Origin of the sequence: Mesorhizobium sp. NPDC059025 (assembly GCF_042739655.1) — a bacterium.
Taxonomy (GTDB): Bacteria; Pseudomonadota; Alphaproteobacteria; order Rhizobiales; family Rhizobiaceae; genus Mesorhizobium.
Genome location: NZ_JBHYIM010000008.1, coordinates 1 through 25,283 on the forward strand (window position 1 = coordinate 1; position 25,283 = coordinate 25,283).

Consider the following 25,283-nt stretch of genomic DNA (forward strand, 5'->3'; position numbering starts at 1 on the left):
GCGGCACGGACACGATCGTTGGCTGCGTTGCGCACATATTGCGACGAATTGATCAGCGCGGTCGTACCGGAGGCATGCACCTCACCAGACAGCTGTTCGAAAGCGGCGCGACCGTCGGCGGCATTGAGTGGCAACAGCGCATTGTAGAGCGCGTGGCCGGCGCCACCGTCCTGCGGCAGCGAGTTTAGGGCCACCGCCGTCTCGTACTGGTTGCGCGTCTCGGTCACGTCATCGAACGGACCGCTGACATTCGGACCGGGACGCGAGGGCTGACCGCCAGGATTCTGTCCACCAGGCTCTCCTCCAGGTCCACCAGGCTCTCCTCCAGGTCCACCAGGCTCTCCTCCAGGCCCACCAGGCTCTCCTCCAGGTCCACCAGGCTCGGTGGGATCCTGCTTCACCTTGATCTTCAGGTCGACCTGATTGGCCTGCTGATCCAGCGACACATCCAGGAAGGCCGACTGCGAAACCGCTTGCGCGAATTGGCCGGTGATACCACCCGCCGCCGTCAGGATCGTGTAGGTCTGTCCGGTCTGGTAGTTCGCTGCGGCTTCCAACGCCGTCACGTTGACGTTGACGTTGTTCTTGATGTCGGCGATGCCGTTCTGGTTCACCGATTCGACCACGATCTTGTCGCTCATGCCATTGCCTGCAATGTCGACGTTGTAGTTCGAATTGGCATAGAATGTCAGGTTGCCCTTGACGGTAATGGTGCCGATGCGGTTATCGGATGTTCCAGGCGCGATCACCCCCCCGTTGACATCCGTCGAGCCGATGGTGCCCCAGCCTTCAAGCCAGCCCTTGGCGTTCACATCAACCACACTGGAGTAGTAGCTGTTGTTCGCGACAAGCTGGCCGGTCGCGCCGCCGAGAACCAGTGAACCGTTGTTCACCCTGAAGCTCGTCCGGGTTGGACTGATCGGATGCGGATCGGACGCCGCTGTGCCCAGGTCCCCCTTCAAGACCAGTTTGGCGCTATCGCCATCGATGACAACACCGCCACCCAGCCTGCCGGCGGTGGAATAGAACTTCGTCAGGTCACCCGACAGGACGGTCTCGCCGGCCAATGCCGTGATGATGCCATCACCGACCAGCGCATTCTCAAGCGTATAAGCGGCGCTGCCAGTACCCGTATGGTTGAAGTTGAGGTGACCCTCGTTCTTCGTCGACCCGAAGGTGATGACGGCTTCCTTGTTGATGCTGCCAGCCGCCTCGGCGGCGAGCGCCTTCGGCTCATCGAAGACATCCGACATGTCGATCTTACCGCCGATGGTCAGGTAGCCGCCTTCGCCACGCAGATCGATGCTGTTGGCGACATTCAGCTTGGCGCCATTGGCTATCGACAGATTGCCTTTTTTGATGGTCAACGTGTCGGTGACATTGAACGACGACTTGTCGCCGGTGAGATAGACTGTGTTTTCGTCGAGGGATGAGCTGCCGAACCCGGAGAGATTTCCAATCTCGGCAATGGACGTCTGGACAAAACCACCGTTTTCGACGGTCATGTCTCCGCCAATCTTGAAGTTACCGGCGTTGACCCATTTCGAGCCATCACCCGTCACCACCACCTTGGCATCGGGTGTATCGGCAAATACGCCGCCCGTCTCAGCATAGTTGGTGGCGATGGAGCCACCGTTCTCAATCGTGATGGTGCTGCTCCCGGGGGCATCCAGGCCCGTGTTGAGACGAAGTTCGTCCGTGGTCAGCAACGAACCCTGACCCGTGACTATCAATGTTCCCTTGGCCTGCTGCCCAGTGCCGACATAGGTATACTTGGCATCCGCCTTGCCGCCATTTTCGATGCGCAAGGTGCCATCGCCGCCTGTGATCGGGACCGCCGCATAGCCGTCACCGCCACCGCCGACATTGAGTGACTTGTCTCCGTTCCCCGTGCGCAGAACGTTCAATTCCGAGCCCGCGCCCGTCACGACTACGGTGCCTTGAGCTCCCGCAACACCTGCGATGATCATGTTGTCGCCAACAGTGACTTTGGCACCGCTGTTGATTGTTAGGACCGCACCCTTCAGATTGAGACCAACGAGAAAATCGTGGAGCAGGGTGTGATCGCTCGACCAAGTGTCGCTTTCGCCAGCACCATCCAGCAGCAGATCATCTCTGTCCGGCGGCGTGGCTGAGAAAGCCTGGCTGACCCCGCCCAGCGACACAGCCGCAGACAGCGCAATCGCAGGCGCGATGTTTGCACCACCGCCGCCCAGAATCGTGGAAGCCAGGAGAATTTTCGTCCAGCGCGCTGCGCCTGATTTTCCGATCGTATTTCCGATCAAGACACGTCCCTCATTAAGTGCAAAGCGTTCGTCGCCGAACAATGAAGCGTGACCGTCAAAGCCCGCCCGCCCGACGACCACGCTTAAACCGCAACGACGCGATCTAGCCTTTTGAGGAGTACGGCGACCATTAGCACACATGCACTAGCGGAAGGCGTGCACCTTTCCGCCTTGGCGGCGCATCAATAAAATCAAAACAAAACAAGCGCTTGCGAGGCAAGCGCTTGTTCAATCCCTCGATACCGCCTATCACGGCAACCACCCTCAGGGTTGCTGCCTTCTACAGAGCGGAGCCTTGTGCCCTCTGGGATAGTACATCCGCAGAATCGCTCACCCATTTCACCGCCGATGGCCGAAGGGCGAGATCGAAATGCTCGCGCTCCAGCAAGGCGTTGACGATGACGGCGCTGCGCCATGCCATCAGACTGAGCTGCGGTTCGGCAATCCCGTGGCTGTGACGACCGGCATTGAGCGCAAAGATGCGCGCGGCCTCGGGCCCGTCCCATTCCACGGAAAAATCCTCACGCAGTTGGTAAAGGCCGCGCTCATCGAGATCGAGCCGCTCGCCGAGCGGCGCCATGAACTCGGGCACCGTGAAGATATAACCGGTGGCGAGCACGACGGCGTCCGCACTCACCATCTCGACTTTGCCGTCGAACCCGTTGCGCATGACGAGGCGGAACTCGCCACCCTCGTGGCGCAGGGCGAGAACCTCGCGATGCGGCAGGAAAGCAAGGTCATGCTCCTTGGCGGAAAGGTGACGCAGCGCGTAGCTCTTCTGGTAGATCGCGCGCAGCGTCGAGGCCGAAATGCCGTCGCCTGCCAGTTTCTGCTGTGCCACAGTCGGCAGCTTGCGCGAGCGCGGCAGCGCATGGAACCGTTCGACATATTGCGGGGTGAAGAATTCGTCGGTGAAGGCAGAATCATCCAGCGTCTGGAAATTCTGGCGGCGGCTGATCCAGGCGATCGACTGATCCGCCGCCGCCGGCTGCGATAGCAGATGCTGCATGATCTCGGCGCCGCTCTGGCCACCACCGATGACGACGATCCGCCGTCCGTCCAAACCACCCAGCTGGTAAGCTGCCTGGCTGGTGTGGAAGCAGGTCTTGCCCAGAGCCGCCTGCGCCCAGTTTGGAATGTTCGGCTTCAACCCAACGCCGAGAGAGAGGTTGCGCGCCAGGCGTGTTTCATTGTCGAAGCGAACATGGAAAGTTCCTTCGTCGAAGCGGACCTCGCGCACGGACCGTCCGAAGCGGAGATTGTCGAGCCCGGCCGCGACCCAGGACAGATAGCGAGCGAACTCACGCCGTGGAATCGCACCGAAATCGGCGTTGAGGAATTCATAGAACCGCTTCTGCGAAACCAGATAGCTGGCGAAACTCCAGGGGCTGGTCGGCAGCGTGGCCGTTACCAGATCCTTCATGAAGGAGGTCTGCAGTTCCACGCCTTCCAGCATCATGCCTGGATGCCAGTCGAAGGCCGGTTTGTCGTCGAAGAAACACACATCGGCGGAAGGGATCGCGTCGAGGTGCGCAGCGAGGCTCAGATGGAAGGGACCGATGCCGATCCCTGCGAGGTCGAGGACTGGGGATGTCATGGACAGCTCCGTTGTTGTTCAGGCCGCTTTTCCCCGGCCGATGGTCAGGCCGAGGTACAATGGATTGTCGAGCTCAGTGCCGAGCGCGGGAACCGGGCGCTCGCCGGCATCGCCATAGCCGATGGCAAAACGCACCTTGTTGATGGCGATGCGCGGCATTTTTGGCTGGAGCAGATCGAACAGGCGGAAACGCTCCGCAAGTTCGGGATGCCGCGCCTGATAGGAGACGACGCAGTCGGCGAGCACACGGTAGAAGACTGCCTCGTCCAGTCCGTCGAAATCGGCCAGTGCAGCCGAGACGAAGCGCAGCACGCTGGCGATGTGGCCGGTCTGCAGATGCTGCAGCAGATGCGCCGGCGGGCGTCGTTTCAACGTGGCGCGAACCGCCGGGTCGAGCGAGGCGAGTTCGGGGAAATCGGCATCGATCAGGTCGAGATCGCCCTGGAAATCCTTGACCGCAACGCCGACCGGTACGTCACCCTCAAAGATGATGGTGATGTTCTGGCCGTGGGCGATGAAGCCGACACCGTAACGGCACAGGAAGTGATAGAGCGGCACGAAGACGGCGGAGAACAGACGCTGCAGCCAGACCTCGTGGCCGAGACCCGAGAGCTCGATCAGAGCGCTGATCACGGGACGGCCTTGCGCATCGGTTTGCGTGAGGGCGCCCATCATCATCGGCCGCTTGCCCTTCGGCAGATTCTGGAGCGGGCTCTCGCGCCAGATAGCACCCAACATTTCCAGGTGCTGGTAGGGTGCGGCTTCGATGCGCTCGAATTGAGGATGCGGATAGAAGGCACCCGCCACTTCGCCAAGCACGCGAGCCGGCTTCAGCACCGGATCAGCGGCTGCCACATCGGCCAGCCAACGGGACAGAAGCGGGCCGATATCCATGTATTTTCCGGGCACGCCACGCCATGCCGAGGTGTTGAGCACGGTGAGCGGCAGCTTCACATGCAGCGCCTCGGGCCGCGAGACGTTGGCCAGAGTGCGCAAGGATTGCTGGGCGGCAAAATAGTCGCCGAACCGGCCGAGCGGCACGATGCGTCCAGCAGCGATCTCGCCGCCATAGTTTGCAGCAAGCATGGCCTGCCACTGCCAGGGATGGACAGGCATCAACAGATGCGTTTCGGCAGACGCGCCCGCAGCATCGCGAGCAGCCTCCAGGCGCGCTCGTTCCGTCTGGTTTAGAGCAGCCTCAAGCAAAGTGGCTTCGGTCACGTCGGGATCGGTCGAAAAACGCAGATGCGTCCGTTGGGCAGCAATCCAGAACAGCTGGAACTCGGATACGAACTCCGGCGAATAGGCCTCGAAAGCCTCGAGCCCCCAGCCGATGCGCCCCTTGTTCGCCGGCGCCTTCGGATGGCCGTCGAGCAGGCGCTGCAGATCGAGATCCGGCAGCCTGGCGAGGTCGAAGGCGGTGAATGCCTGACGCTCCGCAAGGATGCGAACATCCGCCATCAACGTGCTGTAGAGTTCCTTGGCGTAGGTGCTCAGCGTGGGTGCGGAGATTTCGAGCGTGGCACGCGCATCGACGAAGAACGCCACGGCGTCGTCTGCCGACTGACTATCGACAGCCGTGACACGCGTGAGCGTTTCCGGGTCGATCGACAACTGACCCCAGATGCGGCGCTCGGCTTCGAAGCGGTAGGCAACGTCATCGCCGAGCGGCACTTCCCAATATCGGCCAGCCGCGTTCAGCGGCCGGACTGGCAGCACCTCCTCATAGATCAGTTCCGAAATGGCGCGCGCCAGAATGGCCTGGTTGGCGCGGCGCCAGAGCTCGCCGGTGACGGCTCGTCCCTTGGGCAAGGGACCGAGTGGTGTACTGTACGCACTCACAGCGGCACCTCGCTGAAGAAGCGCTCGCGCTGGCAGCAGACGAACATCGCACGCTTGTGCGGGAAGTCGAATTCCTTGACCTTGTCGTAAGCAGCATCGGCGCAATAGCTCAGCATCTTATGGTTCGATGCGCGCGGCTCACCAACGATGCGCTGCGTGCGCGGATCGTCGAGAAACAGGTAATGTGTCACCGAACGGAACAGCGCCAGCGTCTTCGGCCTGCCGAGATGCCGCTTGTTGCCGATCAGACCATGCCAGCCGCGGTCGTAATCGGTCGGCTCATAGTAAGGTCCGAGGCGATCTTCCTTGCCCCAGTAGAATTCAAGGTAGCCGCTCGGCTCGCCATCCAGGCTGGCGATGACACCGAAGATATGCGGATCCTGTTCCTGGGCGGCGAGATAGCCGTCCAGTTCCTCCCGGCTCTGCGCCAACTCCCAGAAGAAGGAGACGCGGCCGTCATTCATCCATGCATGGAAAAGATCGAGATCCGTGCGCCGATCGATCGGCCGGAACGACAGGGTTAGATCAAGATCGGGCAGCCACCGTTCATACATGACGCCATTGGGGCGAGGTGAACGCAGCGGCGGCAGCCGATCGGCCGGGCCGATCGATGTCTCGATCGCAGGATAGGTCAGGTGCGACGCCTGCTTGCGCCAGAGCAGAGGCAACTGCTGCAACACAGAACGCCTTAGCACCGTGCGCGACCTGCCCGCCACAGGCTCCGCGGTGCGTGCCGTCGCCAGCGCGATCACCGGCCAGGTCTCCTCGACAGCCGGCAACAGGATCTGCCCGGCGTCGGGAAAACGGCTGAAGACCGCGTCGGCAAGCGCCGCAAGCATTTGCGGCTGGTCCTGCCTGCCAGCCTCGAAGACAACGTCTTCGAGCAGCAGTTCGGCCTGGTGCCGGATCAGTGCCGCCTGCGCGATCCGGACACCGGCTGGAGACACCAGCGTCAGTTTGCTGCCGTCATAGCGGACCTCGAACGCGCCGTCGTCCGAAGCCAGAAAATGCTTGCTGAGGGCAAGAATGCCATCAGTTCGGTCGGGGTTTTCTCTCAGCTGGATGTTCATGCGGGCTTCCTCGTGAAAAGCGGGTTTGACATCGGAACGTAGCCGGCGAGCGGATCGGTCACCTCGGTGTTCTCGTTGGTGTTCTTCAACGAAAACAGGAAATTGCCCTTGCTGCCGAGCGTGGGCGAATTGAGCAGGTAGTCGATGCAGGCCGGGCTGCCGGGTGCCCGCGCGGCGAGCCTTTCCAGCAGCAGGCGGAAGCGGGCCAGCAGCGCTTCTTCGCTGGACAATCCGGCATCGGCGAGCGCCGAAATGACGGCAAAGACCCCGTTGATGACGAGGTAGTAGCCGAACAGGCGGGCAGCGGCCTCCGCATCGAAGACATGATCGCCCTTGCCGCCGGCGGAAGGCAGGTGCTCACGCAGCATCGGCAGGAATTCCCGGACATAGCCGGTGCCCTGGCAGTCGCGGAAATAGAGATGGCTGGGCCAGCCATCATTCAACCCGACGACGAGGTTCTGTTGATGTGCACCAAACAGCAGCCCGAATTCCGAGAAGGCAAGGAAGAAAGGTTCGATCGCGGTATCGAGGAACCGTTCGAACCAGCATTCCGCAACAACGGATGGCTCCAGACCCTCCTGCTTCGCAACAAGCCGGACGAGATCGGAAAGATGGCTCTCCGCCTGCCCCGGGTGACGCTCGCACAGCGCGCCCAATACGGCTGCCTTGGGCGCGTTGTCGCGCCGGAACGGGTTCTCGCGGAAGGAGACGATGGTGCTGGTGAGCACCGCGCCGTCAGGCCCGTCGCGCAAAGCCATCCATGCCGGCTCGCCGAGCACGGTCAGCGTCGGGCAGGCATCCCTGAGCTTGTCGCCCAACGTACCCTTGACCAGGCTGTGCACCGAAAGCCCACGGTCGCATTCGTGCCGTTCGATGACCCGCCGCGAATTGGTCAGCTTGAGGTCGAGCGAGAATTTCAGCATCCAGGCGCTGTCCGCGGAATGGATGGTGCGCAGCGACGTCGTCGCACGCCATGAGGGTCCGGCGAGGCCAAGATCTCGCACGAGGCCGACTGCAAAGAGACCCTGCACGGCCGGCACCAGCATCAGCCGCGAGGCCTGCCAGGGGTGCATGGGGAAAAGCCGCGAGGCTTCGGCCTTCTCCAGAAGCGATGCAAGGTCATCGCCGACGAGCCCCGGCACCATTTCGGCGACATCGTGTGGTTCGACACTGCCACAGGCCAAGACGTCCGGGTGCACGGCCCACCAGCGCAACTGGAAAGCGCCACCATATTCGTGGCCGAAGCGGCGCGAGTCTTCCTCGGAAAACTCATCGCGGCTCATCGGCGTCGGGTGGACGGCGTGACCGAAGCGCAACGCGCTTTCCGCCTCGATGAAGTCCGGCACACCGTCGGCAAACGGTCGTGCAGTCCCCCGGGCCGCGACGGTTTGCGCGATCGCTGCGACACTGGCGGCCGCTCGCCTCTGCAAGTTCAGCCTGCTGCCACCACTGGAACGGCCACGAATATCCTGCTCACGCAACAGCATGGCAAGGACATCGAAGAGTTCGATCTCGATGGTCGCGCCGTCGGCCAGAAGCCACATCCGGCCTTCGAAACCGTGATAGCCGACACGTGACCGATGACGCAGCGGCGCGACGACAACCACGCCTGTTGCTGGCAAATCAAGGACAAGAACGTCTTTGCCTTCTTGTGGGATGCCAAAGCGTTCAGCGCGATCGAAACGGCATCCGCCCCACTCCCGAACAAGAGCATTCAATAATCTATCGACAGATGGAGCAGTATTACTTCTGTCGTCTACATAAGTAACAGCATCCATTGTTTTAACCCTAGACAGTTGCATTTGCATATTTATTGTGAAATTGAACACAGATGTCTTCTGAAGAATTTTTCCTCCACCTGCGATGATCTCCATTTCTCCTCTCGAAGAAACAAAACTCGCGCGGCGCCTCGCACTCGGCGTCATGTCGATCGGCTTCGGCCAATCGGCCTTTATCGTGCTGGTGCCACTGGTGATGGCTCGGCTCGGGTTGACGACCTTCGACCTTGGCCTGGCCGTGGCTGCAGGCACACTCGCTTTCCTGATCGGCGCGCCACTGTGGGGCGGTGCGGCTGGTCGCATCGGCCACGGCCGCATGATCCGCCTGCTCGGGCTGGCGATGCTGGCTGCACAGGCACTGCTGGTGATCCAGCTGTCGGCCGGACCAACTGCCTACGCCATCGCAATAGCCGGCCTGATCCTCTCGCGCCTGATCTATGGCTTTGCTGCCGCCGGCGTCATGCCTGCCGCCCAGGCATGGCTTGCAGGCGCGGTCGAAGCCGGTCGACGGCAGGCAGCCTTCGGGCTCTTGAGCGCCGGCCTCAATCTCGGCCGACTCTCGGGTTCCCTGGCTGGAGCCGCCGCGGCAATCGCAGCGCCGCTTACCGTCGCCCTGTTCATGCTGGCGCCCGTGATGCTGTGGCTGACGCCCAGGGGCGCGGTGAAGGTCGAAGCCGGCGCACGCATCAGCACCCCCAGGCTCTCGCCATTCGACAAGCGCGTCCTGCCCTTCCTGTTCATCGGCATATGTATGACCGCCGGTTTTGGACAGGTGCAGATCATTCTCGGGCCGTTGCTGCAGTCGAAGCTCCGCCTCGACGCCGGCCAGGCGACGGCCGCGACCGGCGCTGCGCTCGCGCTGGTGGCCGTCAGCATGATCGCGGTGCAGACGCTTGTGCTGCCCAGGCTGCGCTGGAGCGAGCGCAGCGGCATCCTTGCCGGAACCGGTCTGATCGTGGCCGGAATGGCCGGCCTTGCGATCGCTAACGATTCTGGCGTCGGTGCCCTGGCGCTGGTGGCCACGGGTTTCGGCACGGCGCTGGCGACGCCGGCTTACACGGCCTGGCTTGCACGGCGCGTGGCCATCCATGAACAAGGCGCCGCGGCCGGCTGGCTGTCGAGTGCCCACATCATCGGCCAGACGGCAGGCGCCCTGATGGGCGGTTTCGTCTTTCAACTGGCGCCAGAGCTGCCACTTCTGGGTTGCGCGGGCCTGGCGCTCGCCGCCGCCGCGATCGCCGCTACGCTCGACAGGCGTGGCGGCATGCAGCGTTGAAGCCATCGACCCGCGCGCGATCATGAGATGGCCTCCGCCGGGCGCTCAGCCGCCGCGGCGCTGCGCAGCATGCCGTAGGTCATGATCACGGCGATGCCGGAGATTGCCGTCGCCAGTGCGAAGAGCGGGCCGTAGCCCATCATGTCTGCGAGGCGCCCGGCAACCATCGAGCCGACGAGGTAGACGATGAGCTGGGCACAGGAGAGGATGGTGAAATCGGTGCCCGGCTGTTGCGACGAGGTCACCGACATGAACAGGCTGTAGAGCGCGACGATCTCCATGTAGCGCACCATCGTCTGCAGGAACGACGCGCCGAAGATCGGCGCCGCGCCCGAGAACAGCGCGAAGGCATGCAGCATGAAGATGGCAAAGCAGATGGTGCGCAGGCCGCCGAGCAGCGCCAGGACGGAAGCCGAGCCATATTTGCGCAGGAGGAGCGCCGCGACGAAGGAACCGCCGAGGCCAACGGTGACGGCAGCACCCCCGGAGAGATAGCCGATCCAGTCGAGCGGGACACCGGCATCGACGAGATAGGCGCCTTCCATCGACTTCACCAGGCCTTCACTCGCACGGTAGACCAGTGCGATCCATAGGATCCGCCGCGCTTCTGGCCTCGCCAGGAAGTTGCGGATGGAGGGTCTGGTCAGGACTGCCTGCTTGTCCGCGGCCGGGTCGGTCTCGCGCATGGCAAGCGCGGCGACCAGGGGAATGAACGACAGCACGGCGATCGTGACGATCGTGACGTCCCAGCCATAGCGATGATAGAGGATGAGCCCCAGCGTCCCGCCAATGACGACGCCGAGCGCCACCGAACCGCCCTGGATGGCATTGCCGATCGGCCGGTCGGCAGGATCGAGATATTTCGCGGCATAGCCGTCGGTGGCGATATCCTGCGTCGACAGCAGCATGGCAACGAAAAAGCCGACCGCAAAGATCGCCCAGACGTCTGTCGGCTCGACGGCAAGCATGCCGAACAGCGCCGCGATGATGCCGAGCTGGGTGATGATGACCCAGCTGGCACGATGCGCGCGTGCGAAGGGACGATAGCGGTCAATCAGCGGCGCCCACAGGAACTTGAGCACCAGCGGCAGCATCAGAAGCGAGAGCATGCCGATGGCCGTGCGTGACACGCCCTGCTCGCGCAGGATCGGCGGAATCGCCGCCGCGAACAGGTAGGTCGGGATGCCTTGCGCCAGATAGAGGCCGCCGAGCACGGCGAAAAGCCTGAGCCGCGAGCGGTTTTCCTGGACTTTTGGGAATTCCGCCGCGCTCATGCCGCCGCTCCTAGAAGGTGACCTTGAAGGACGCCGCAATCGTGCGGCCAAGACCCGGCACATCGGCACCCCGCGTCGCGGAAGCGGTCGGGTTGACGTAGTAGGTGTCGAAGATGTTGCGCACGGCGAAGTTGAGTTCCTGACCGCCGGCGAATTTCTTGGTCACGCCGATATTGGCCAGAACCGCACCGTCCAGCTGCTGGCTCGCGATGCGATCGCGGCCGGAGAACATCTCCAGTTCGGTGCGCAGCGTCAGGTTGTTGTCGAAATGCGTGACGACATAGGCCAGCCCCTTGTAGGTGGTGGGGATGCGGTTGTTCGGCAGATATTCGTCCGAGCCGATCTTGCCGTCCCTGTTCGCGTCGTACTTGCCTTCCACGTAGCCGACCGATCCGCCCAGCGTGAACATCTCGTTGACGTCGTATTCGGCGGTGGCCTCGAAACCCCAGATGCGTTCCTTCTGCTGCGAGACGCGGTTGGCGGCGATGTCGTAGTTGACGCCATTGTCGGAGGTCGACAGGTAAGCGCTGGCGCCCCCCCTCACATTGCCCCAGTCGCCGCGAAGACCACCTTCCCAAGTGTTGACTACCTGCGGCTCCGGCGCGATGTCGGCATAGCTGACGCGATAGTCCGGCGCATTCGTGCAGGGCAGAAGTGGCCGGATGCTGGTGCCGTAGGCATCACAGGTCTCTGCATTGGTGTTGAGACCGGCACGGCGGGTGAAACCGCCGATATCGGTGAGACTGAAGCCCTGCGAGAAGTTGCCGAAGGCCTGCAGTTCCTGGGTGATGTCGAAGACCGCACCAGCATTGAACGTGGCGGCGTTGTAGTCGAACGATCCGCCGATAACGTCGATCGCCGGCAGCCCGACCAGGTTCGATCCGACCAGAACCGCGGCCGCCGGTCGCTTGAAATTATCGACATCGAGATAGAACTGGTCGAAACGGACGCCGCCCTGCAGGCGGAAACGGTCGGTGACCGGGACTTCTGCCTGCGCGAAGGCAGCGACGGAATTCTGCGACGACGGCGCAATGGCATCCTGGCCGTTCAGGAGCGTCTGGCCGGTCTGATCATGCGTGAAGTCGAAGCCCCAGGTCAGCGTGCTGCCTTGGGTGATGAAATCGACGGGCGTGTTGACGGTGACGTTTAGGCCCGAACGCTGCACGGCCAAGGCCGTCTGGTTGAAGGAAGCGGTCGGGTCGCGGTTGATCGGCAAGAGGGTCGGCCGCGCCGGATTGGTCGGAAGGTAGACCTGCGAGTTGACCCGGGAGAATTTGGTGAAAGGCGACTGTTTGAAGATGTCGTTGTAGAACGCCTTCACTTCGAGCTTGCCGAACAGGAAATCGCTGTCGGTGAACTTGGCGGCGAGATATTTGGAATCCTCGATGAGCGGCTCGCCGGTGTAGGCGTCGGAGAAGTTCGGCTTGACCGGGTTGCTCAGATAATCCGTGAACCAGTCGGCCTTCTGCCGCGCATAGGTCCAGTCGGCGCTGAGTTCGATGCGCTTGGAACCGTTCTCGTAGCCGACCACGCCGGAGAGATCACCCCAGCCGGTGCGATCGCCACCGCCCTGCCCCAGCATGGCGTCGGAGGCCATCTCGTTGCCGTGGCCGTCATAGGTGCGACGGCTGAAATTGCCCGATGCGGATGCAAAATAATCGAATTCGCCGCTACGGCCCTCGACCTGGACATTGCCGCTGGGTGCTGCCGACTTGCCGAAATTCTCGGTGAAGGCGGTGACACCGGTGCGCACCGTGACTTTCGGCGTATCGCTGGTGCCGCGCTTGGTGATGAAGTTGATGGTGCCGCCGGTCGCGCCGGCGCCATAAAGGCTGGAGGCGCCGTTGATGATTTCCACACGCTCGACCGTGTCCAGGTCGATGGTGGCAAGGATGCGCGAGACATCGCGCAGCGGCGTGTTGCGCGGCACGCCATCGACCATGATCAGCACGCTGCGGCCGCGGAACGTTTCCGAAGCACCCGAGATCGTTTCGTTGCGCGGTGCGTAACCAGGTACCACGCGCGCGATCAGGTCGGAGGCATTCTCCCCCTGCCCCACCGCCGTTCCGATGGCATTCTGGTCGATCACCTGCACCGACTGTGCAACGCTCGAGATCGAGCGGTCGTCGCGCCCGGTGATGATGATCTTGTCTAGCATCGTCGTGTTGGACGCCGGTTTTTGCGCATCCTGCGCCGTTGCCGGTTTCTGCGCATTTTGCGCAAGGGCCGGCCCGGCCAGGATCGAGAAAGACAGCAACGACACGACGACAAGCTTGTGCATTTACACCCCCAGATTGCGGAGCCAGCAACGCCCTCTCGCGGCTCCTCTGAAGCGCGCCTAAATAACTTAACAAAACGAGTCAAGTTTGAAGGCTACAAAAATAGTCAAGTTTTCGCGATGAGATGCTGCAGTGCGGCATCGAGGGCACACAGCAAGGGCTGGCATCGTGTCGATGGAGACAGCCGCGATACGGCAGCAGCACACGCCAACGCACTCCCGGGCTCGGGAGCACGTCAGAAAGAGAGTTGGATCAGGCTATGTCTCGGGCGGCTCAGCGACGTTCCACCGGCCGTCCGGTCGACTGGCGAACATGCAGCTCGGGCTTGATGAGTTCCTGCGAGGGACGCACGGTCTGGCCGTTCAGCTTGTCCAGCAACGCGCTCGCGGCTCGGCGGCCGACTTCGCGCTGACCATTCCAGACGGTGGTCAGCGCCGGCGTGGCGATCTGTGCTTCCTCGAGATCGTCGTAGCCCGTCACCGAAATATCGACGCCTGGCACAAGGCCGGCACGGGCAATGCCGTTCATCAGGCCGATGGCAACGAGATCGTTCCAGCAACAGGCGGCGGTCGGCTTGTCCTTCAATGCCAGGAACTGCGCCGCGGCCTCGAAGCCGCCCTGCTTGGTGCGCGGTCCCGGGACACGCCAGGACGGCATCACTTCAAGACCCGCCGCCTCCATGGCATTGACATAGCCCTGATAGCGGTCGCGGCCCGTGGAGGTCTGGTCGGTGCCGCCGACCATGGCGATACGCTTGTGGCCGAGCGAGATCAGGTGATTGGTGGCAAGCGCGGTGCCATAGGCATCGTCGCCGCGGAACACGGGGACATGCGCGCCGTCGACATCACGTGCGATCAACACCGCCGGCAAGCCGTTTTCTTCCGCCATGATGATGTCGGAAGCCGGTGTGTCGATGGCTGGCGACATGATCACGCCATCGGCGCCGAGCTGCAGCAGCGTGTCGATGAAGGTGCGCTGCTTGTCGAGCTGGTCGTAGTGATTGGAAAGCAGGAAGGTCTGCCGGCTGCGATCCAGCTCGTGTTCGATGGAGCGCAGGATCTCGGCATAGAAAGGGTTCATGATGTCATGCACGACAACGCCGACGATGCCGGAGCGCGAAGTGCGCAGCGACGCGGCACGACGGTTGTAGATATAGCCGATCTCGCGGGCGTGTTCCTTGATCTTCTCACGGGTCGAGCCCGCCACCAGCGGGCTGTCGCGCAGCGCCAGGGAAACAGTGGCCGTGGAGACGCCGAGCGCATCGGCAATGGTCGAAAGCTTGATCTTCTGTGCCAGCGCCCTAGGCTCCCGCTCGCGATTTAAACTGTTTAAAAGCGGCTTATGCCATCGAACGACGGCAAATCAAAGCTTTTTTGCCAGCTCGCCGGTTTCGGCGTCCAGAGCGGCCTTGTGGCGGACACGCAGCCGGTGTTCGCGATGCAGGATATAGAGCCCGCTGGCAACGATGATGGCAGCACCCGCAAGTGTCCAGCCGTCGGGAAACTGGCCAAAGATGAAGTAGCCGAAACCGATCATCCAGATCATCTGTGAATACGGATATGGCGCCAGCGCCGTCGCGGTCGCCAACTTGTAGGCGCGGATCAGCAACCAGTGACCGCAGCCGCCAAAGACACCGAGCAGGAGCAGGATCGTCCAATGCCAGGCATCCGCCGGCAGGGTGGCGGAAAAGAACAGCGTCGGTGAAAGGATAACGGCTGGCGCCAGCGCCGAATAGAAGATCAGGCTTTCCGGCGTCTCGGTCGAAGCCATGCGCCGCGTCATGATCACGTAAAGCGAGTTGGAGAGCATCGATCCGAGGGCGAACAGATGGCCGACGCCGAACACGCCGACACCCGGTCGGGTGATCACCAGCACGCCGATGAAACCAGCCAGGATCGCCAGCCAGCGCCGCCACCCGGCCCATTCGCCAAGCAGCGGACCGGCAAGTGCCGTGATCACCATGGGACCGAAGAAATAGATCGACGTCGTCTCGGCCAGTTGCAGCGTGCGCAGCGCGACGATGTTGCAGAGCGTGGAACCCGCCAGCAGCATGCCGCGCAGGATATGCGCCTTGAGATTGACGGGCCGAAAGCGGCCGACACCCCGCCAAGCCCGAAACAGACCCATCACCAGCACGACATGGACACTGAAACGGACCCAGGCGATGAACAGCGGCGCAAGGCCTGCGAGCACCAGATATTTGATCGACGTGTCGAGGAAAGAAAAAACAACATAGACGGACAGCATGTAGGCGATCGCCGCCGGCGGCGTCGCGCTCTCATCCTGTCTGTCTGGCTGGTTCACGGTGGCAGGCGTCATGAAAATGATCTTGCCCGCTTGTGCGGGAAGAGGCGTGCAGCAGCAACACAAAAGATGTCATTCGCCGCGGAATTTTGCGCCCCGGAGACCGCCACATGTGATTTGGTCGATCACGCGTGCATGCGCGCGCCTTTGGTGATCTTGTCGACGACCTTCTTGTCCGCCCTCAAGGCAATGCCGACAACCCTGGCATCGTCCGGCGCGAACCTGGCGAAGGTCTCGCGGTTGAGCGCATCGAAGCCGGTCGAGAACATCTCCTCGACATAAAGCGACACCTTGACGTCCCGCTCCAATGAGCGGCGATGGATCGTTGACAGGGTCGCCTGGTCCGCCGACAGGACGATGACCGGCTGTATGGACAGTGCGTTGTAAAGATTGCCGGTGCGATCGCGATAGGGCTCGCCGATCATGTCCGGGAACTGGGCGGCGACCCCGGTGCTCAGGAATGCGGTAACGTTGAGTTTCTGCCAGACGGCGAGATCTTCCCTCAGCACGACTGTGAATTTCGTATCGAACATGGCAGCTTCCTATATTGAGCACGATGAATGAGATGATGCCCACCGATCTAGTTGCCGAGGCCTTCCAGGGTCTTGGACGTTTGTGCGCAAACGACGGCGGTGACCGCATCGTGCAGGCACCAGGCGCCACGGGCATGGAGCGCATCGAGGCCTGGTTCCATGGTCCGGTTTTCGACCCGCATCGCCACGACACCTATGCGATCGGCGTCACGCTTTCCGGTGTTCAGAGCTTTCATTATCGCGGCGCGGTGCGGCACAGCCTGCCCGGCCAGCTGATCGTATTGCATCCGGACGAAGTTCATGATGGCGGTGCCGGCACGGAAACCGGCCTGCGCTACCGCATGCTCTACGTGGAGCCGTCACTGCTTGCCGCAGCCATGGGCGGCGTGCCGCTTCCTTTTGTGCCGGAAGGCATCATCGACGACGCGGGTTTTCGTACCACGCTCGCCAGCGCACTCGGTGACCTCGATCGGGAACTGGACGAACTGTTCGTCGACGACTTCATCGCCCAGCTTGCGGGTTTCATGCAACAACATGCGGATCGTCCGGCCAAACCGCTGGGCAAAACAGCCTGGCGCACCGCAAACCTTGCACGAGACTATCTGACGGACAACGCACTCGATCTTGTGCGATCGGAAGAGCTGGAAGCGGTGACCGGTCTCGACCGCTATGCGCTATCACGCCATTTCCGCGCGGCCTTCTTCACCAGCCCACATCGCTTCTTGGTGATGCGGCGGCTGGAACACGCCAAGAAAATGATCACGGCCGGCACGCCGCTGGCCGAGATCGCCGCAACTGCCGGCTTCAGCGACCAGAGCCATTTCAACCGTCAGTTCAAGAAGGCATACGGCATGACACCCGGGCGCTGGTCGGCGCTTATCCGTGGCGAGAGGCCTATCGAAATCAGAACCGCCGCTTAAACCGCCGCGACCGCGGGACGGATCTCCTGTTCGTCCTCGTCCTCGTCGGCGAGCACGATCTCTTCATCCGACAGGTTCGCCTCGATGCGGGCCAGAAGCTTGAACAGCGTCTTCTGGTCCTTCTTGTCGAGACCGCGCAGCGCCTGCTTCTCGGTCTTCTTCACCGACTTCTCGATGGCGTGGATGGTCTCGCGGCCCGAATCGGTCAGGAAGATATGCGCCTGGCGGGCATCGGCATTGGAAGCGCGCTTTTCCAGGAAGCCCTGCGCCTGCAGCCTGTTGATCGTCTTGGTGATGGTGGGCGGACGAACGCCAAGCCGATCGGCCAGCGTACCGGGTGTCTGGCCGTCCTCGCGGCTGAGCGCCAGCATGATCTGGTCCTGCCCGGCATAAAAGCCATGCGTCAGCAGCCGGGCGGCAAGGGCAGTCCTTGCCAGTCTGGCCGCAGAATGCAGCCGGCTCATCGTTGCACTTTTATCAGCCTTGGCCATGGTCAGTCTCCTGGACCGCGCCGAAACCGGCACAATAGCCGTGGCGCTCGGATTGGCAATGAGTGTTCAAAGAGGCCGGCCAATGAACCGCTTTGCCGGCAAGCCACGCAACATTCGCCGTGGCTAATGACAGATCATTATTTCAGTTAGATGACAAAGCATTATTGCAGCGCAAAATGCTCAAACCGACGATGACAGCATCGTGTCTGGATCAGCGGTTTGACAGGTGCAAAAGCCGGGACGACGTCCTATATGGAGGGAAATTTCCCTTCGAGGCACCAGTATGAGCGAGACACAGACGCAGATCCCCGTAACCGTGCTGACCGGTTATCTCGGCGCCGGCAAGACGACGCTGCTCAACCGCATCCTCTCCGAGAACCATGGCAAGCGTTATGCCGTCATCGTCAATGAATTCGGCGAGATCGGCATCGACAACGACCTGATCGTGGAGTCCGACGAGGAAATCTACGAAATGAACAATGGCTGCGTCTGTTGCACGGTGCGCGGCGACCTCATCCGCACTGTGGAAGGCTTGATGCGCCGCCCGGGCCGCTTCGACGCCATCCTGGTCGAGACCACCGGCCTCGCCGACCCGGCACCGGTTGCCCAGACCTTTTTCATGGACGAGGACGTCCGCTCCAAGACAAAGCTCGACGCCGTGGTGGCGCTGGTAGACGCCAAGCACCTGCCGTTGCGCCTGAAGGACTCCAGGGAAGCCGAAGACCAGATCGCCTTCGCCGACGTGGTGGTGCTGAACAAGACCGATCTGGTGACGCCCGAAGAGCTCGCCGCGGTCGAGGCGACCATTCGCGCCATCAACCCGTCAGCCCGGATCCATCGCACCCAGCGCTCTGGCGTAGCCCTGACCGAAGTGCTCGACCGCGGCGCCTTCGACCTCAAGCGCGCGCTGGAGAATGATCCGCATTTCCTGGAAGCACATGACCACGACCATGACCATGAATGCGGTCTTGACTGCGATCACGACCACCACCACCATCATCATCACGACCATGATCACCATCACCACGATCATGATCACCATCACCATGCCTCGCCGATCCATGACGTGACGGTGCAGTCGGTGTCGCTGCGCGGCGGCGAGATGGATCCGAAGAAGTTCTTCCCCTGGATCGAGAAGATCACCCAGATGGAAGGCCCGAACATCCTGCGCCTGAAGGGCATCATTGCGCTGAAGGACGATCCGGACCGCTACGTGCTGCAGGGCGTGCACATGATCATCGAAGGCGATCACCAGCGCGCCTGGAAAGATGGCGAGAAGCACGAGAGCCGGCTGGTGTTCATCGGCCGCAAGCTTGACGCCGAACGGCTGAAGTCGAGTTTCGACGCCTGCCAGGCGGCGTAAGCACTTTCCTTGCCTGGATCGGCAAGGTCGAGTAAGCCCCTCACCGGCTTTCAGCTGATGAGGGGCTGTTTTTTGATGGCCTGCCCGAACTATCGCATGGAATTTCTGCCCGATGCCTACAGTCGCCCCGCTTGATGTAGACGGCCATTGCGTCGCCGCCGTTTTCCTGAACGACGTCCCGCATTTCGCGTTTGCCGACGGCGCGGTGCACAGGCTGGACAATGGCCACAAGACCGTCCAGGCCAATGATGGTCTGCTTGCGGCGGCCTATGACCAGGTCGACGAACGGCTGATCACCGGCGGCGAGGACGGCAAGGTGTTCTCGATCAAGCCTGAAGGCATTGTCGAGGAACTGGCTGCGGCGGGTCGCAAGTGGATCAGCAGTGTTGCCGCCGGACCGCAGCAAGCGGTTGCCTATGGTGCGGGCAAGAGCGCTTTCGTCCGCTTCAAGGACGGCAAGGTCAAGGAATTCCAGCACCCGCGTACCGTGGAGGGCGTGGCTTTCGCACCACGCGGCATGCGCATCGCCGTCGCCCGCTACAATGGCGCCACGCTGCATTTCCCGGCCACCGACGGCAAACCGACCGAACTGGAATGGGCAGGCGCGCATACCGGCGTCACCTTCTCGCCGGACGGCAATTTCCTGGTCACCACCATGCAGGAGAACGCCCTGCATGGCTGGAAACTGGCTGATGCCAAGCACATGCGCATGTCGGGTTACCCCGCCAAGGTCAAGAGCCTGTCGTGGAGCGCGCGCGGCAAGTGGCTGGCCAGTTCCGGCGCTCCGGCAGCGATCGTCTGGCCCTTCCAGGCCAAGGATGGGCCGATGGGCAAGGCGCCGCTGGAGCTCGGCACACGCGGCAACACAATGGTGACGGCGGTGGCATGCCATCCCACGGAAGAGGTGGTTGCGATCGGCTACGAAGACGGCATGGTGATCGCAGCCCGTTTCCACGACGCCAAGGAAGTCATGCTGCGCCGCCCGGGCAAGGGTGCCATCACCGCACTGACCTGGGACAAGGCCGAGCGTCGGCTGGCGTTTGGCAGCGCCGCCGGTGATTGCGGTATTATCGACATCACGGGCTGATCTCAGCCGGCTGCGCAGAAGCCTTGCGCCGGAGCGCGAGCCCGTCTCGCATGTTAAGGGACAGCAGAGTGATGTTTGCCGCTCCCGCCACGAGTTCGAGCGCCTGCACGGCGACGAATGCCGCATCGAAACGCCCCTCACCGGCCCAACCCGCAAGCGCATAGGCCGACGGCAGCAACACCAGCAGGCCATTGGCGGCGATGAACCGCATGCGGCGCTTCTTGCGCTGGACGACGTGGCTTCTCCAGCCTTTGCCCAGTGAAAAACCGGAGGCGCCCGCCAAAGCCATGGCCGGAATGAGCACGACCATGCCACCGAGAATAGCGGACTTCACCGCTGCGATCGTTTCCACATCCCCCAAGAGTTCGGCCACCACCGTCGACAACCAAAAACAGGCGACGGCAAGCAGCGCGACGGAACCAGCCGTCGCGTGGATCTTCGCTTTCATTGCGATCTCCCACGATTTGAATAGCATGCTATATATCATTGCATAGCATGCTATTCAATAGCTATTCCTGAGCCATGAGATTCCAGAAAGAACGCTCGGCAGGTTTCCTCGCCAACCAGATGGCGCGCCTGTTTGCCAAAGGTCTGCAGCGACGCATCGGCCCGCTGGGCCTGGCGCCTGCGCAATTCATGACCCTGCTTGCGCTGTGGGACGAAGATGGCTTGACGCAGAGTGAACTGGTGCGTCGCCTGGACGTTGAGCAGGCGACCATGGCCAACACCTTGACACGCATGGAGCGCGACGGGCTGATCGAGCGGCGATCCAACCCGTCGGACGGGCGATCGCAGTCCATTCATCTGACGGAAAGGTCGAAACATCTCCGTGACCCGGCCACCGATGCTGCCCGCGCCCAGAACGCAACGGCCTTGGCCGATTTCACCGATCAGGAGAAGGAAATGTTCCTCGCGCTGATGCGCCGCGCCATTGCGGCCATGCATGACGACTGATCTGCGCGCATCGCTGCAGATTTTCTAGCTGAATTTCGAATAAAATCACTGAACCAACACTCCTTTGCCTGGCGGCCAATTGCGGTCTGCGATCGCATTTGCTTAGAGTGGCGCCACGCCAACAGGGGGAGTGAATGAGCGTAAGCAAGGGTTCGAACAGCATCATCGGCGGCATCGACGCCAGGCGCATCGCCGAGCTGCGGGCAGCAGAGGCCGAGATTTTCCGAAAAGCCCGTCCGAAATCGCTGGCCCGCACCGGCAATGGCATCGCCGGCTATTTCGACGGCGTGCCGATGCACTGGATGACCGATTGGCCGACGCCGTTCCCGATCCTTGTCGAAAGCGCCAGACGCGCCACCATCATCGATGTCGACGGCAACCAGCTGGACGATTTCTGTCTCGGCGACACCGGTTCCATGTTCGGCCATTCGCCGACACCGGTCGCCCGCGCTATCCGCAGGCAGGCAGGGCGCGGCCTCACCTATATGCTGCCGTCCGAGGATGCGCTGGCCGTTGGCACGTTGCTGCAGGAGCTTTTCGGCCTGCCCTACTGGCAGATCGCGACCACTGCCACCGACGCCAACCGCTTCGCACTGCGCGTCGCGCGCGCCGTGACCGGCCGCGACAAGATCCTCGTCTTCAATGGCGCCTACCATGGCTCCGTCGACGAGACGATGGTGCGCATGAAGGACGGCAAGCCGATCAACCGGCCTGGACTTGCGGGCGAATTCCGGGATCTGACCCAACGCACCAAGATCGTCGAGTTCAACGACCTGCCGGCGCTGGAAGCAGCGCTGAAGGCGAAGGATGTGGCTTGTGTCATTACCGAGCCGGTGCTGACCAATTCCTGCATGGTGCTGCCGCAATCCGGCTTCCACGAGGCGCTCAGGCGCCTGACCCGTGAGACTGGGACGCTGCTGCTGATCGATGAGACGCACACGATTTCGACTGGCCGCGGCGGCTACACGAAAACCCATGGTCTCGAGCCCGACCTCTTCGTCCTCGGCAAGCCCGTCGCTGGTGGCGTGCCGGCGAGCGTCTGGGGCATGAGCGAAGATACCGCCTCGCGTTATGCCGCCTACAACCGAGGCAAGGAGCCCGGCTATTCCGGCATGGGCACGACGCTGTCCGCCAATCCGCTGCAGTTCGCCACCATGCGCGCCACGCTGGAAGAAGTGATGACTGCGGAAAACTACAGCCATATGGAAAGGCTGGCGGATAAACTGGCTACCGGGCTGTCAGCCGCGATAACACGCTATCAATTGCCCTGGCATGTCATGCGTGTCGGTGCCCGCGTCGAGTTCATCTGTGCCCCAGGCCCGCTTGGCAACGGCGCCGAGGCCGAGGGCGCGCATGCACCGGACCTGGAAGCGGCAGTACACGTCGCGCTGGTCAATCGCGGCGTCCTGATCGCCCCGTTCCACAACATGATGCTTATCTCCCCGGTCACCACGGCGGCACAGGTGAAACGGCTGATCGCCGCCTTCACCGAAGTTGCCGCCAAGCTCGCGGCATGAGACAAGCCAGACAACAATCCTTCAGAGTGCAATCATGACTTCACCTTCCGGCTCGACGCCTGCCGAGGCTACGGCGTTCCTCGATGCCCATCCTGAAATCGAAGCCTTTGACATTATCCTGACCGACGCCAACGGCGTCGGGCGAGGCAAGATCCTGCGCCGCCATGAACTCGCCGGCGTCTATGAAAACGGCCGTCATATGCCGATCTCGATCCTCGGCCTCGACATCACCGGGGAAGATGTCCACGAAACCGGCCTGATCTGGGACTCTGGCGACGGCGACCTGCGCGCCTGGCCAATCCCCGGCACGCTGGTGCCGTTGCATGGCACCAATCCGCCGCGTGGTCAGGTCCTGATGGCGATGTATCACCTCGACGGCGAGCCGATGACGTCGGACCCCCGCCATGCGCTGGCTCGCCAGGTCGAGGCGCTGGCCGCCAAGGGCTTCCATCCGGCAGGCGCCTTCGAGCTGGAATTCTTCCTGCTCGGCAATGAGCGTGACGCCGACGGCAAGGTGCAGCCGGCCAATGCCGTGCTCGACGGGCGCCGCAGCGGCAAGACCGAAGTCTATTCCGTCGACCATCTGCATGGCATGGAGCCGTTGTTCTCCGACATCTACGCTGCCGCCAGGGCGCAAGGCATTCCGGCCGAAACGGTGATCTCTGAATATGCGCCGGGCCAGTACGAGCTGACGCTGAACTACCGCAAGGACGTGATGCGCGCCGCTGATGATCTCATCATGCTGAAGCGGGTGGTGCGCATGCAGGCGCGCCGCCACGGCGTCACCGCCTGTTTCATGGCCAAGCCGATCGAAAAATACGCCGGCTCCGGCATGCATTTCCATGTCTCGCTGCTGGACGACAAGGCCAGGAACGTCTTCACCGAGACCACACCGGGCGCATGGTCGCCGCTGCTGCTCAACGCGCTCGGCGGGCTCGCCGGGACGATGGCCGAATCCATGCTGGTGTTTGCCCCGCACGCCAATTCCTGGCGCCGGTTCGTTTCGCAGTCCTACGCCCCGGTGGCGCCGACATGGGGTGTGAACAACCGCTCCGTGGCTTTGCGCGTGCCAGCCGGCGATGCCAGGAACCGCCGGATCGAACATCGGCCTTCCGGTGTCGATGCCAATCCCTATCTGGTCGCCGCCACCATCCTGGCGGGCGTTGCCAAGGGCATCGAGGAAAAGCTCGATCCGGGTCCGGAAGTTACCGGCAATGGCTATGAGGCCGCCGGCGAGGCGAAGAACAAGATGCCCATCGACTGGCGTGCCGCAATCGACGCGGCACGCGGCTCAACCTTCCTGAAGAGTGCGCTCGGACCGGACCTGCACAGGACCTTCGTCGAGATCAAATGGGCGGAATATCTGCGTGTCGCCCGCACGGTCAGCGAGCTCGACTATCACCTCTATCTGCACGAGGTGTAGGCGTCGCCCTGCCCGGTTCGGACAGGGTTAGCGCACCAGGATCGCCCTGAGATCATTGACGTTCGTGCCGGTCGGCCCCGGCACGAAAAGGTCGTCCACGGCGTTGAAGGCAGTCCAGGCGTTGTTGCCGGCCAGCACCGCCTTGGCGTCCACGCCATTGCCGCGCATCCGTGTCACGCTGGAGGCGTTGCAGAAAGCGCCGGCATTGTCTTCCGAACCATCGATACCGTCGGTGTCGGCGGCGAGGGCATCGATGCCTTCGACGCCATCGACGCCGATGGCGAAGGCCAGCAGGAATTCCGAATTGCGCCCGCCCTTGCCCTTGGCGCGAAGCGTCACCGTGGTTTCACCCCCGGACAGGATCAGAACCGGCTTCTTGAAAGGCCGGTTGCGCGCAGCGACTTCACGCGCGATCGCGGCATGCACCGACCCAACCTCACGTGCTTCGCCTTCAAGCGCATCCGACAGGATCACCGCCTCGACACCCTGGCGCTTTGCTTCCGCAGCCGCAGCCTCCAGCGAGACGGCGGCGGATGCGATGACATGCACCTCGTTGCGAGCGAATTTCGGATCATCGGGGCGCGGCGCTTCCGACGCCGGTGAGTTTATGTGGGCCATCACCGCATCGGGCAGCTTCATACCGTAGGCTTTGATGGCAGCGAGCGCATCGGTACGGTTTGCCTCGTCCGGAACGGTCGGGCCGGAAGCGACGAGCGCCGGATTGTCGCCGGGAATGTCGGAAACGATCAGCGACACTACCCTGGCTGGCCATGCGGCAGCAGCGAGCCGTCCGCCCTTGATGGTGGAGACATGCTTGCGGATCGTGTTCATGGCCGAGATCGGCGCGCCGGAAGCCAGCAGCGCCTCGTTGACGGCGATCTCGTCCGCCAGCGTCAGGCCACCGGCCGGCGCCGGCAGAAGCGCCGACCCGCCGCCGCAGACCAGCGCGACGACCAGATCGTCCTCGCCGAGGCCCGAGACGATTTCCTGCAATCGTTTCGCGGCTGCAAGGCCGGCGGCGTCGGGAACCGGATGCGCGGCTTCGACCACCTCCAGATGCCTGGTCGGCGCGCCGTAACCGTAGCGCGTGACGATCAGCCCTTCGATCGGCCCGTCCCATACCTTTTCAAACGCTGCCGCCATCTGCGCCGAACCCTTGCCAGCGCCGATGACGATCGTGCGGCCCTTGGGTTTCGCCGGCAGATGCTTGCGGATCGTCAGTTCAGGGTCCGCCGCAGCCACGGCAGCCTCGAAGATCGCGGTGAGGAAGGCCTTCGGATCGAGGGTCAT

The 25,283-nt window shown here is 62.6% G+C and carries 19 protein-coding genes and 1 pseudogene; 7 read left to right on the forward strand and 13 right to left on the reverse strand.

Annotated features, from left to right (window positions below; genetic code table 11):
- The 5 genes and pseudogenes from ACFWYE_RS19355 to ACFWYE_RS19375 all read right to left on the reverse strand — a co-directional run.
- Window positions 1–2,285 (reverse strand): annotated as a pseudogene (locus ACFWYE_RS19355) (hypothetical protein); the annotation flags it as partial.
- Window positions 2,286–2,565: 280 nt separating this feature from the next.
- Window positions 2,566–3,882: a lysine N(6)-hydroxylase/L-ornithine N(5)-oxygenase family protein gene (locus tag ACFWYE_RS19360; protein ID WP_379113619.1), complete on the reverse strand. Its 1,317-nt coding sequence runs from the start codon at window positions 3,880–3,882 to the stop codon at window positions 2,566–2,568.
- Between the two features lie 18 nt (window positions 3,883–3,900).
- Window positions 3,901–5,724: an IucA/IucC family protein gene (locus ACFWYE_RS19365; protein ID WP_379113621.1), complete on the reverse strand. Its 1,824-nt coding sequence runs from the start codon at window positions 5,722–5,724 to the stop codon at window positions 3,901–3,903.
- Window positions 5,721–6,794 carry a GNAT family N-acetyltransferase gene (locus tag ACFWYE_RS19370; RefSeq protein ID WP_379113623.1) on the reverse strand — a complete coding sequence of 358 codons (1,074 nt, stop codon included), beginning with the start codon at window positions 6,792–6,794 and terminating at the stop codon, window positions 5,721–5,723. The genes ACFWYE_RS19365 and ACFWYE_RS19370 overlap by 4 nt, the downstream gene beginning before the upstream one ends.
- Window positions 6,791–8,401: an IucA/IucC family protein gene (locus ACFWYE_RS19375; RefSeq protein ID WP_379113625.1), complete on the reverse strand. Its 1,611-nt coding sequence runs from the start codon at window positions 8,399–8,401 to the stop codon at window positions 6,791–6,793. Before ACFWYE_RS19375 ends, ACFWYE_RS19370 begins: the two co-directional genes overlap by 4 nt.
- A gap of 256 nt (window positions 8,402–8,657) precedes the next feature.
- On the opposite strand from ACFWYE_RS19375, the gene ACFWYE_RS19380 reads away from it, so the two are divergent.
- Entirely contained in the window at window positions 8,658–9,848 is a 1,191-nt protein-coding gene (locus ACFWYE_RS19380; protein WP_379113626.1) for an MFS transporter, read from the forward strand.
- 20 nt (window positions 9,849–9,868) lie between these two features.
- Here ACFWYE_RS19380 and ACFWYE_RS19385 read toward each other — a convergent pair whose 3' ends face one another.
- The 5 genes from ACFWYE_RS19385 to ACFWYE_RS19405 form a co-directional block, all read right to left on the reverse strand.
- Complete coding sequence (locus tag ACFWYE_RS19385) at window positions 9,869–11,122, reverse strand: RhtX/FptX family siderophore transporter (RefSeq protein ID WP_379113628.1); 1,254 nt, start codon at window positions 11,120–11,122, stop codon at window positions 9,869–9,871.
- Window positions 11,123–11,132: 10 nt separating this feature from the next.
- Entirely contained in the window at window positions 11,133–13,403 is a 2,271-nt protein-coding gene (locus tag ACFWYE_RS19390; RefSeq protein WP_379113630.1) for a TonB-dependent receptor, read from the reverse strand.
- Between the two features lie 271 nt (window positions 13,404–13,674).
- On the reverse strand, window positions 13,675–14,697 hold the full coding sequence (locus tag ACFWYE_RS19395; RefSeq protein WP_129410852.1) for a LacI family DNA-binding transcriptional regulator: 1,023 nt from the start codon (window positions 14,695–14,697) through the stop codon (window positions 13,675–13,677).
- Between the two features lie 66 nt (window positions 14,698–14,763).
- Window positions 14,764–15,648 carry a DMT family transporter gene (locus ACFWYE_RS19400; protein ID WP_379113938.1) on the reverse strand — a complete coding sequence of 295 codons (885 nt, stop codon included), beginning with the start codon at window positions 15,646–15,648 and terminating at the stop codon, window positions 14,764–14,766.
- A 182-nt stretch (window positions 15,649–15,830) separates the two neighbouring features.
- Window positions 15,831–16,238 carry a DUF2000 family protein gene (locus ACFWYE_RS19405; RefSeq protein ID WP_379113631.1) on the reverse strand — a complete coding sequence of 136 codons (408 nt, stop codon included), beginning with the start codon at window positions 16,236–16,238 and terminating at the stop codon, window positions 15,831–15,833.
- A 35-nt stretch (window positions 16,239–16,273) separates the two neighbouring features.
- Here ACFWYE_RS19405 and ACFWYE_RS19410 point away from each other — a divergent pair, with 35 nt between their 5' ends.
- Window positions 16,274–17,158, forward strand: coding sequence for an AraC family transcriptional regulator (locus tag ACFWYE_RS19410; RefSeq protein WP_379113632.1), 885 nt, complete (start codon window positions 16,274–16,276; stop codon window positions 17,156–17,158).
- Here the strand turns inward: ACFWYE_RS19410 and ACFWYE_RS19415 are convergent.
- Window positions 17,155–17,649 (reverse strand): MarR family winged helix-turn-helix transcriptional regulator, encoded by a 495-nt coding sequence (locus tag ACFWYE_RS19415; RefSeq protein WP_379062020.1) that lies wholly within the window; start codon window positions 17,647–17,649, stop codon window positions 17,155–17,157. The genes ACFWYE_RS19410 and ACFWYE_RS19415 overlap by 4 nt on opposite strands.
- Before the next feature lie 283 nt (window positions 17,650–17,932).
- Here ACFWYE_RS19415 and ACFWYE_RS19420 point away from each other — a divergent pair, with 283 nt between their 5' ends.
- Together ACFWYE_RS19420 and ACFWYE_RS19425 are read left to right on the forward strand one after the other, a co-directional pair.
- On the forward strand, window positions 17,933–19,012 hold the full coding sequence (locus tag ACFWYE_RS19420) for a CobW family GTP-binding protein (RefSeq protein ID WP_379113634.1): 1,080 nt from the start codon (window positions 17,933–17,935) through the stop codon (window positions 19,010–19,012).
- A 112-nt stretch (window positions 19,013–19,124) separates the two neighbouring features.
- The gene (locus tag ACFWYE_RS19425) at window positions 19,125–20,099 is read left to right on the forward strand and encodes a WD40 repeat domain-containing protein (protein ID WP_379113635.1); all 975 of its coding nucleotides are present in this window, start codon (window positions 19,125–19,127) and stop codon (window positions 20,097–20,099) included.
- Here the strand turns inward: ACFWYE_RS19425 and ACFWYE_RS19430 are convergent.
- Window positions 20,089–20,547 carry a hypothetical protein gene (locus ACFWYE_RS19430; RefSeq protein WP_379113637.1) on the reverse strand — a complete coding sequence of 153 codons (459 nt, stop codon included), beginning with the start codon at window positions 20,545–20,547 and terminating at the stop codon, window positions 20,089–20,091. The genes ACFWYE_RS19425 and ACFWYE_RS19430 overlap by 11 nt on opposite strands.
- A 74-nt stretch (window positions 20,548–20,621) precedes the next feature.
- Here ACFWYE_RS19430 and ACFWYE_RS19435 point away from each other — a divergent pair, with 74 nt between their 5' ends.
- From ACFWYE_RS19435 to ACFWYE_RS19445, 3 genes are all read left to right on the forward strand, one after another.
- On the forward strand, window positions 20,622–21,053 hold the full coding sequence (locus ACFWYE_RS19435) for a MarR family winged helix-turn-helix transcriptional regulator (protein WP_379062027.1): 432 nt from the start codon (window positions 20,622–20,624) through the stop codon (window positions 21,051–21,053).
- Window positions 21,054–21,187: 134 nt separating this feature from the next.
- Window positions 21,188–22,570 (forward strand): aspartate aminotransferase family protein, encoded by a 1,383-nt coding sequence (locus ACFWYE_RS19440; protein ID WP_379113639.1) that lies wholly within the window; start codon window positions 21,188–21,190, stop codon window positions 22,568–22,570.
- Between the two features lie 34 nt (window positions 22,571–22,604).
- Window positions 22,605–23,993: a glutamine synthetase family protein gene (locus ACFWYE_RS19445; RefSeq protein WP_379113641.1), complete on the forward strand. Its 1,389-nt coding sequence runs from the start codon at window positions 22,605–22,607 to the stop codon at window positions 23,991–23,993.
- A gap of 27 nt (window positions 23,994–24,020) precedes the next feature.
- Here ACFWYE_RS19445 and ACFWYE_RS19450 read toward each other — a convergent pair whose 3' ends face one another.
- Window positions 24,021–25,283, reverse strand: a complete 1,263-nt coding sequence (locus tag ACFWYE_RS19450) for a glycerate kinase (RefSeq protein ID WP_379113643.1) — start codon at window positions 25,281–25,283, stop codon at window positions 24,021–24,023.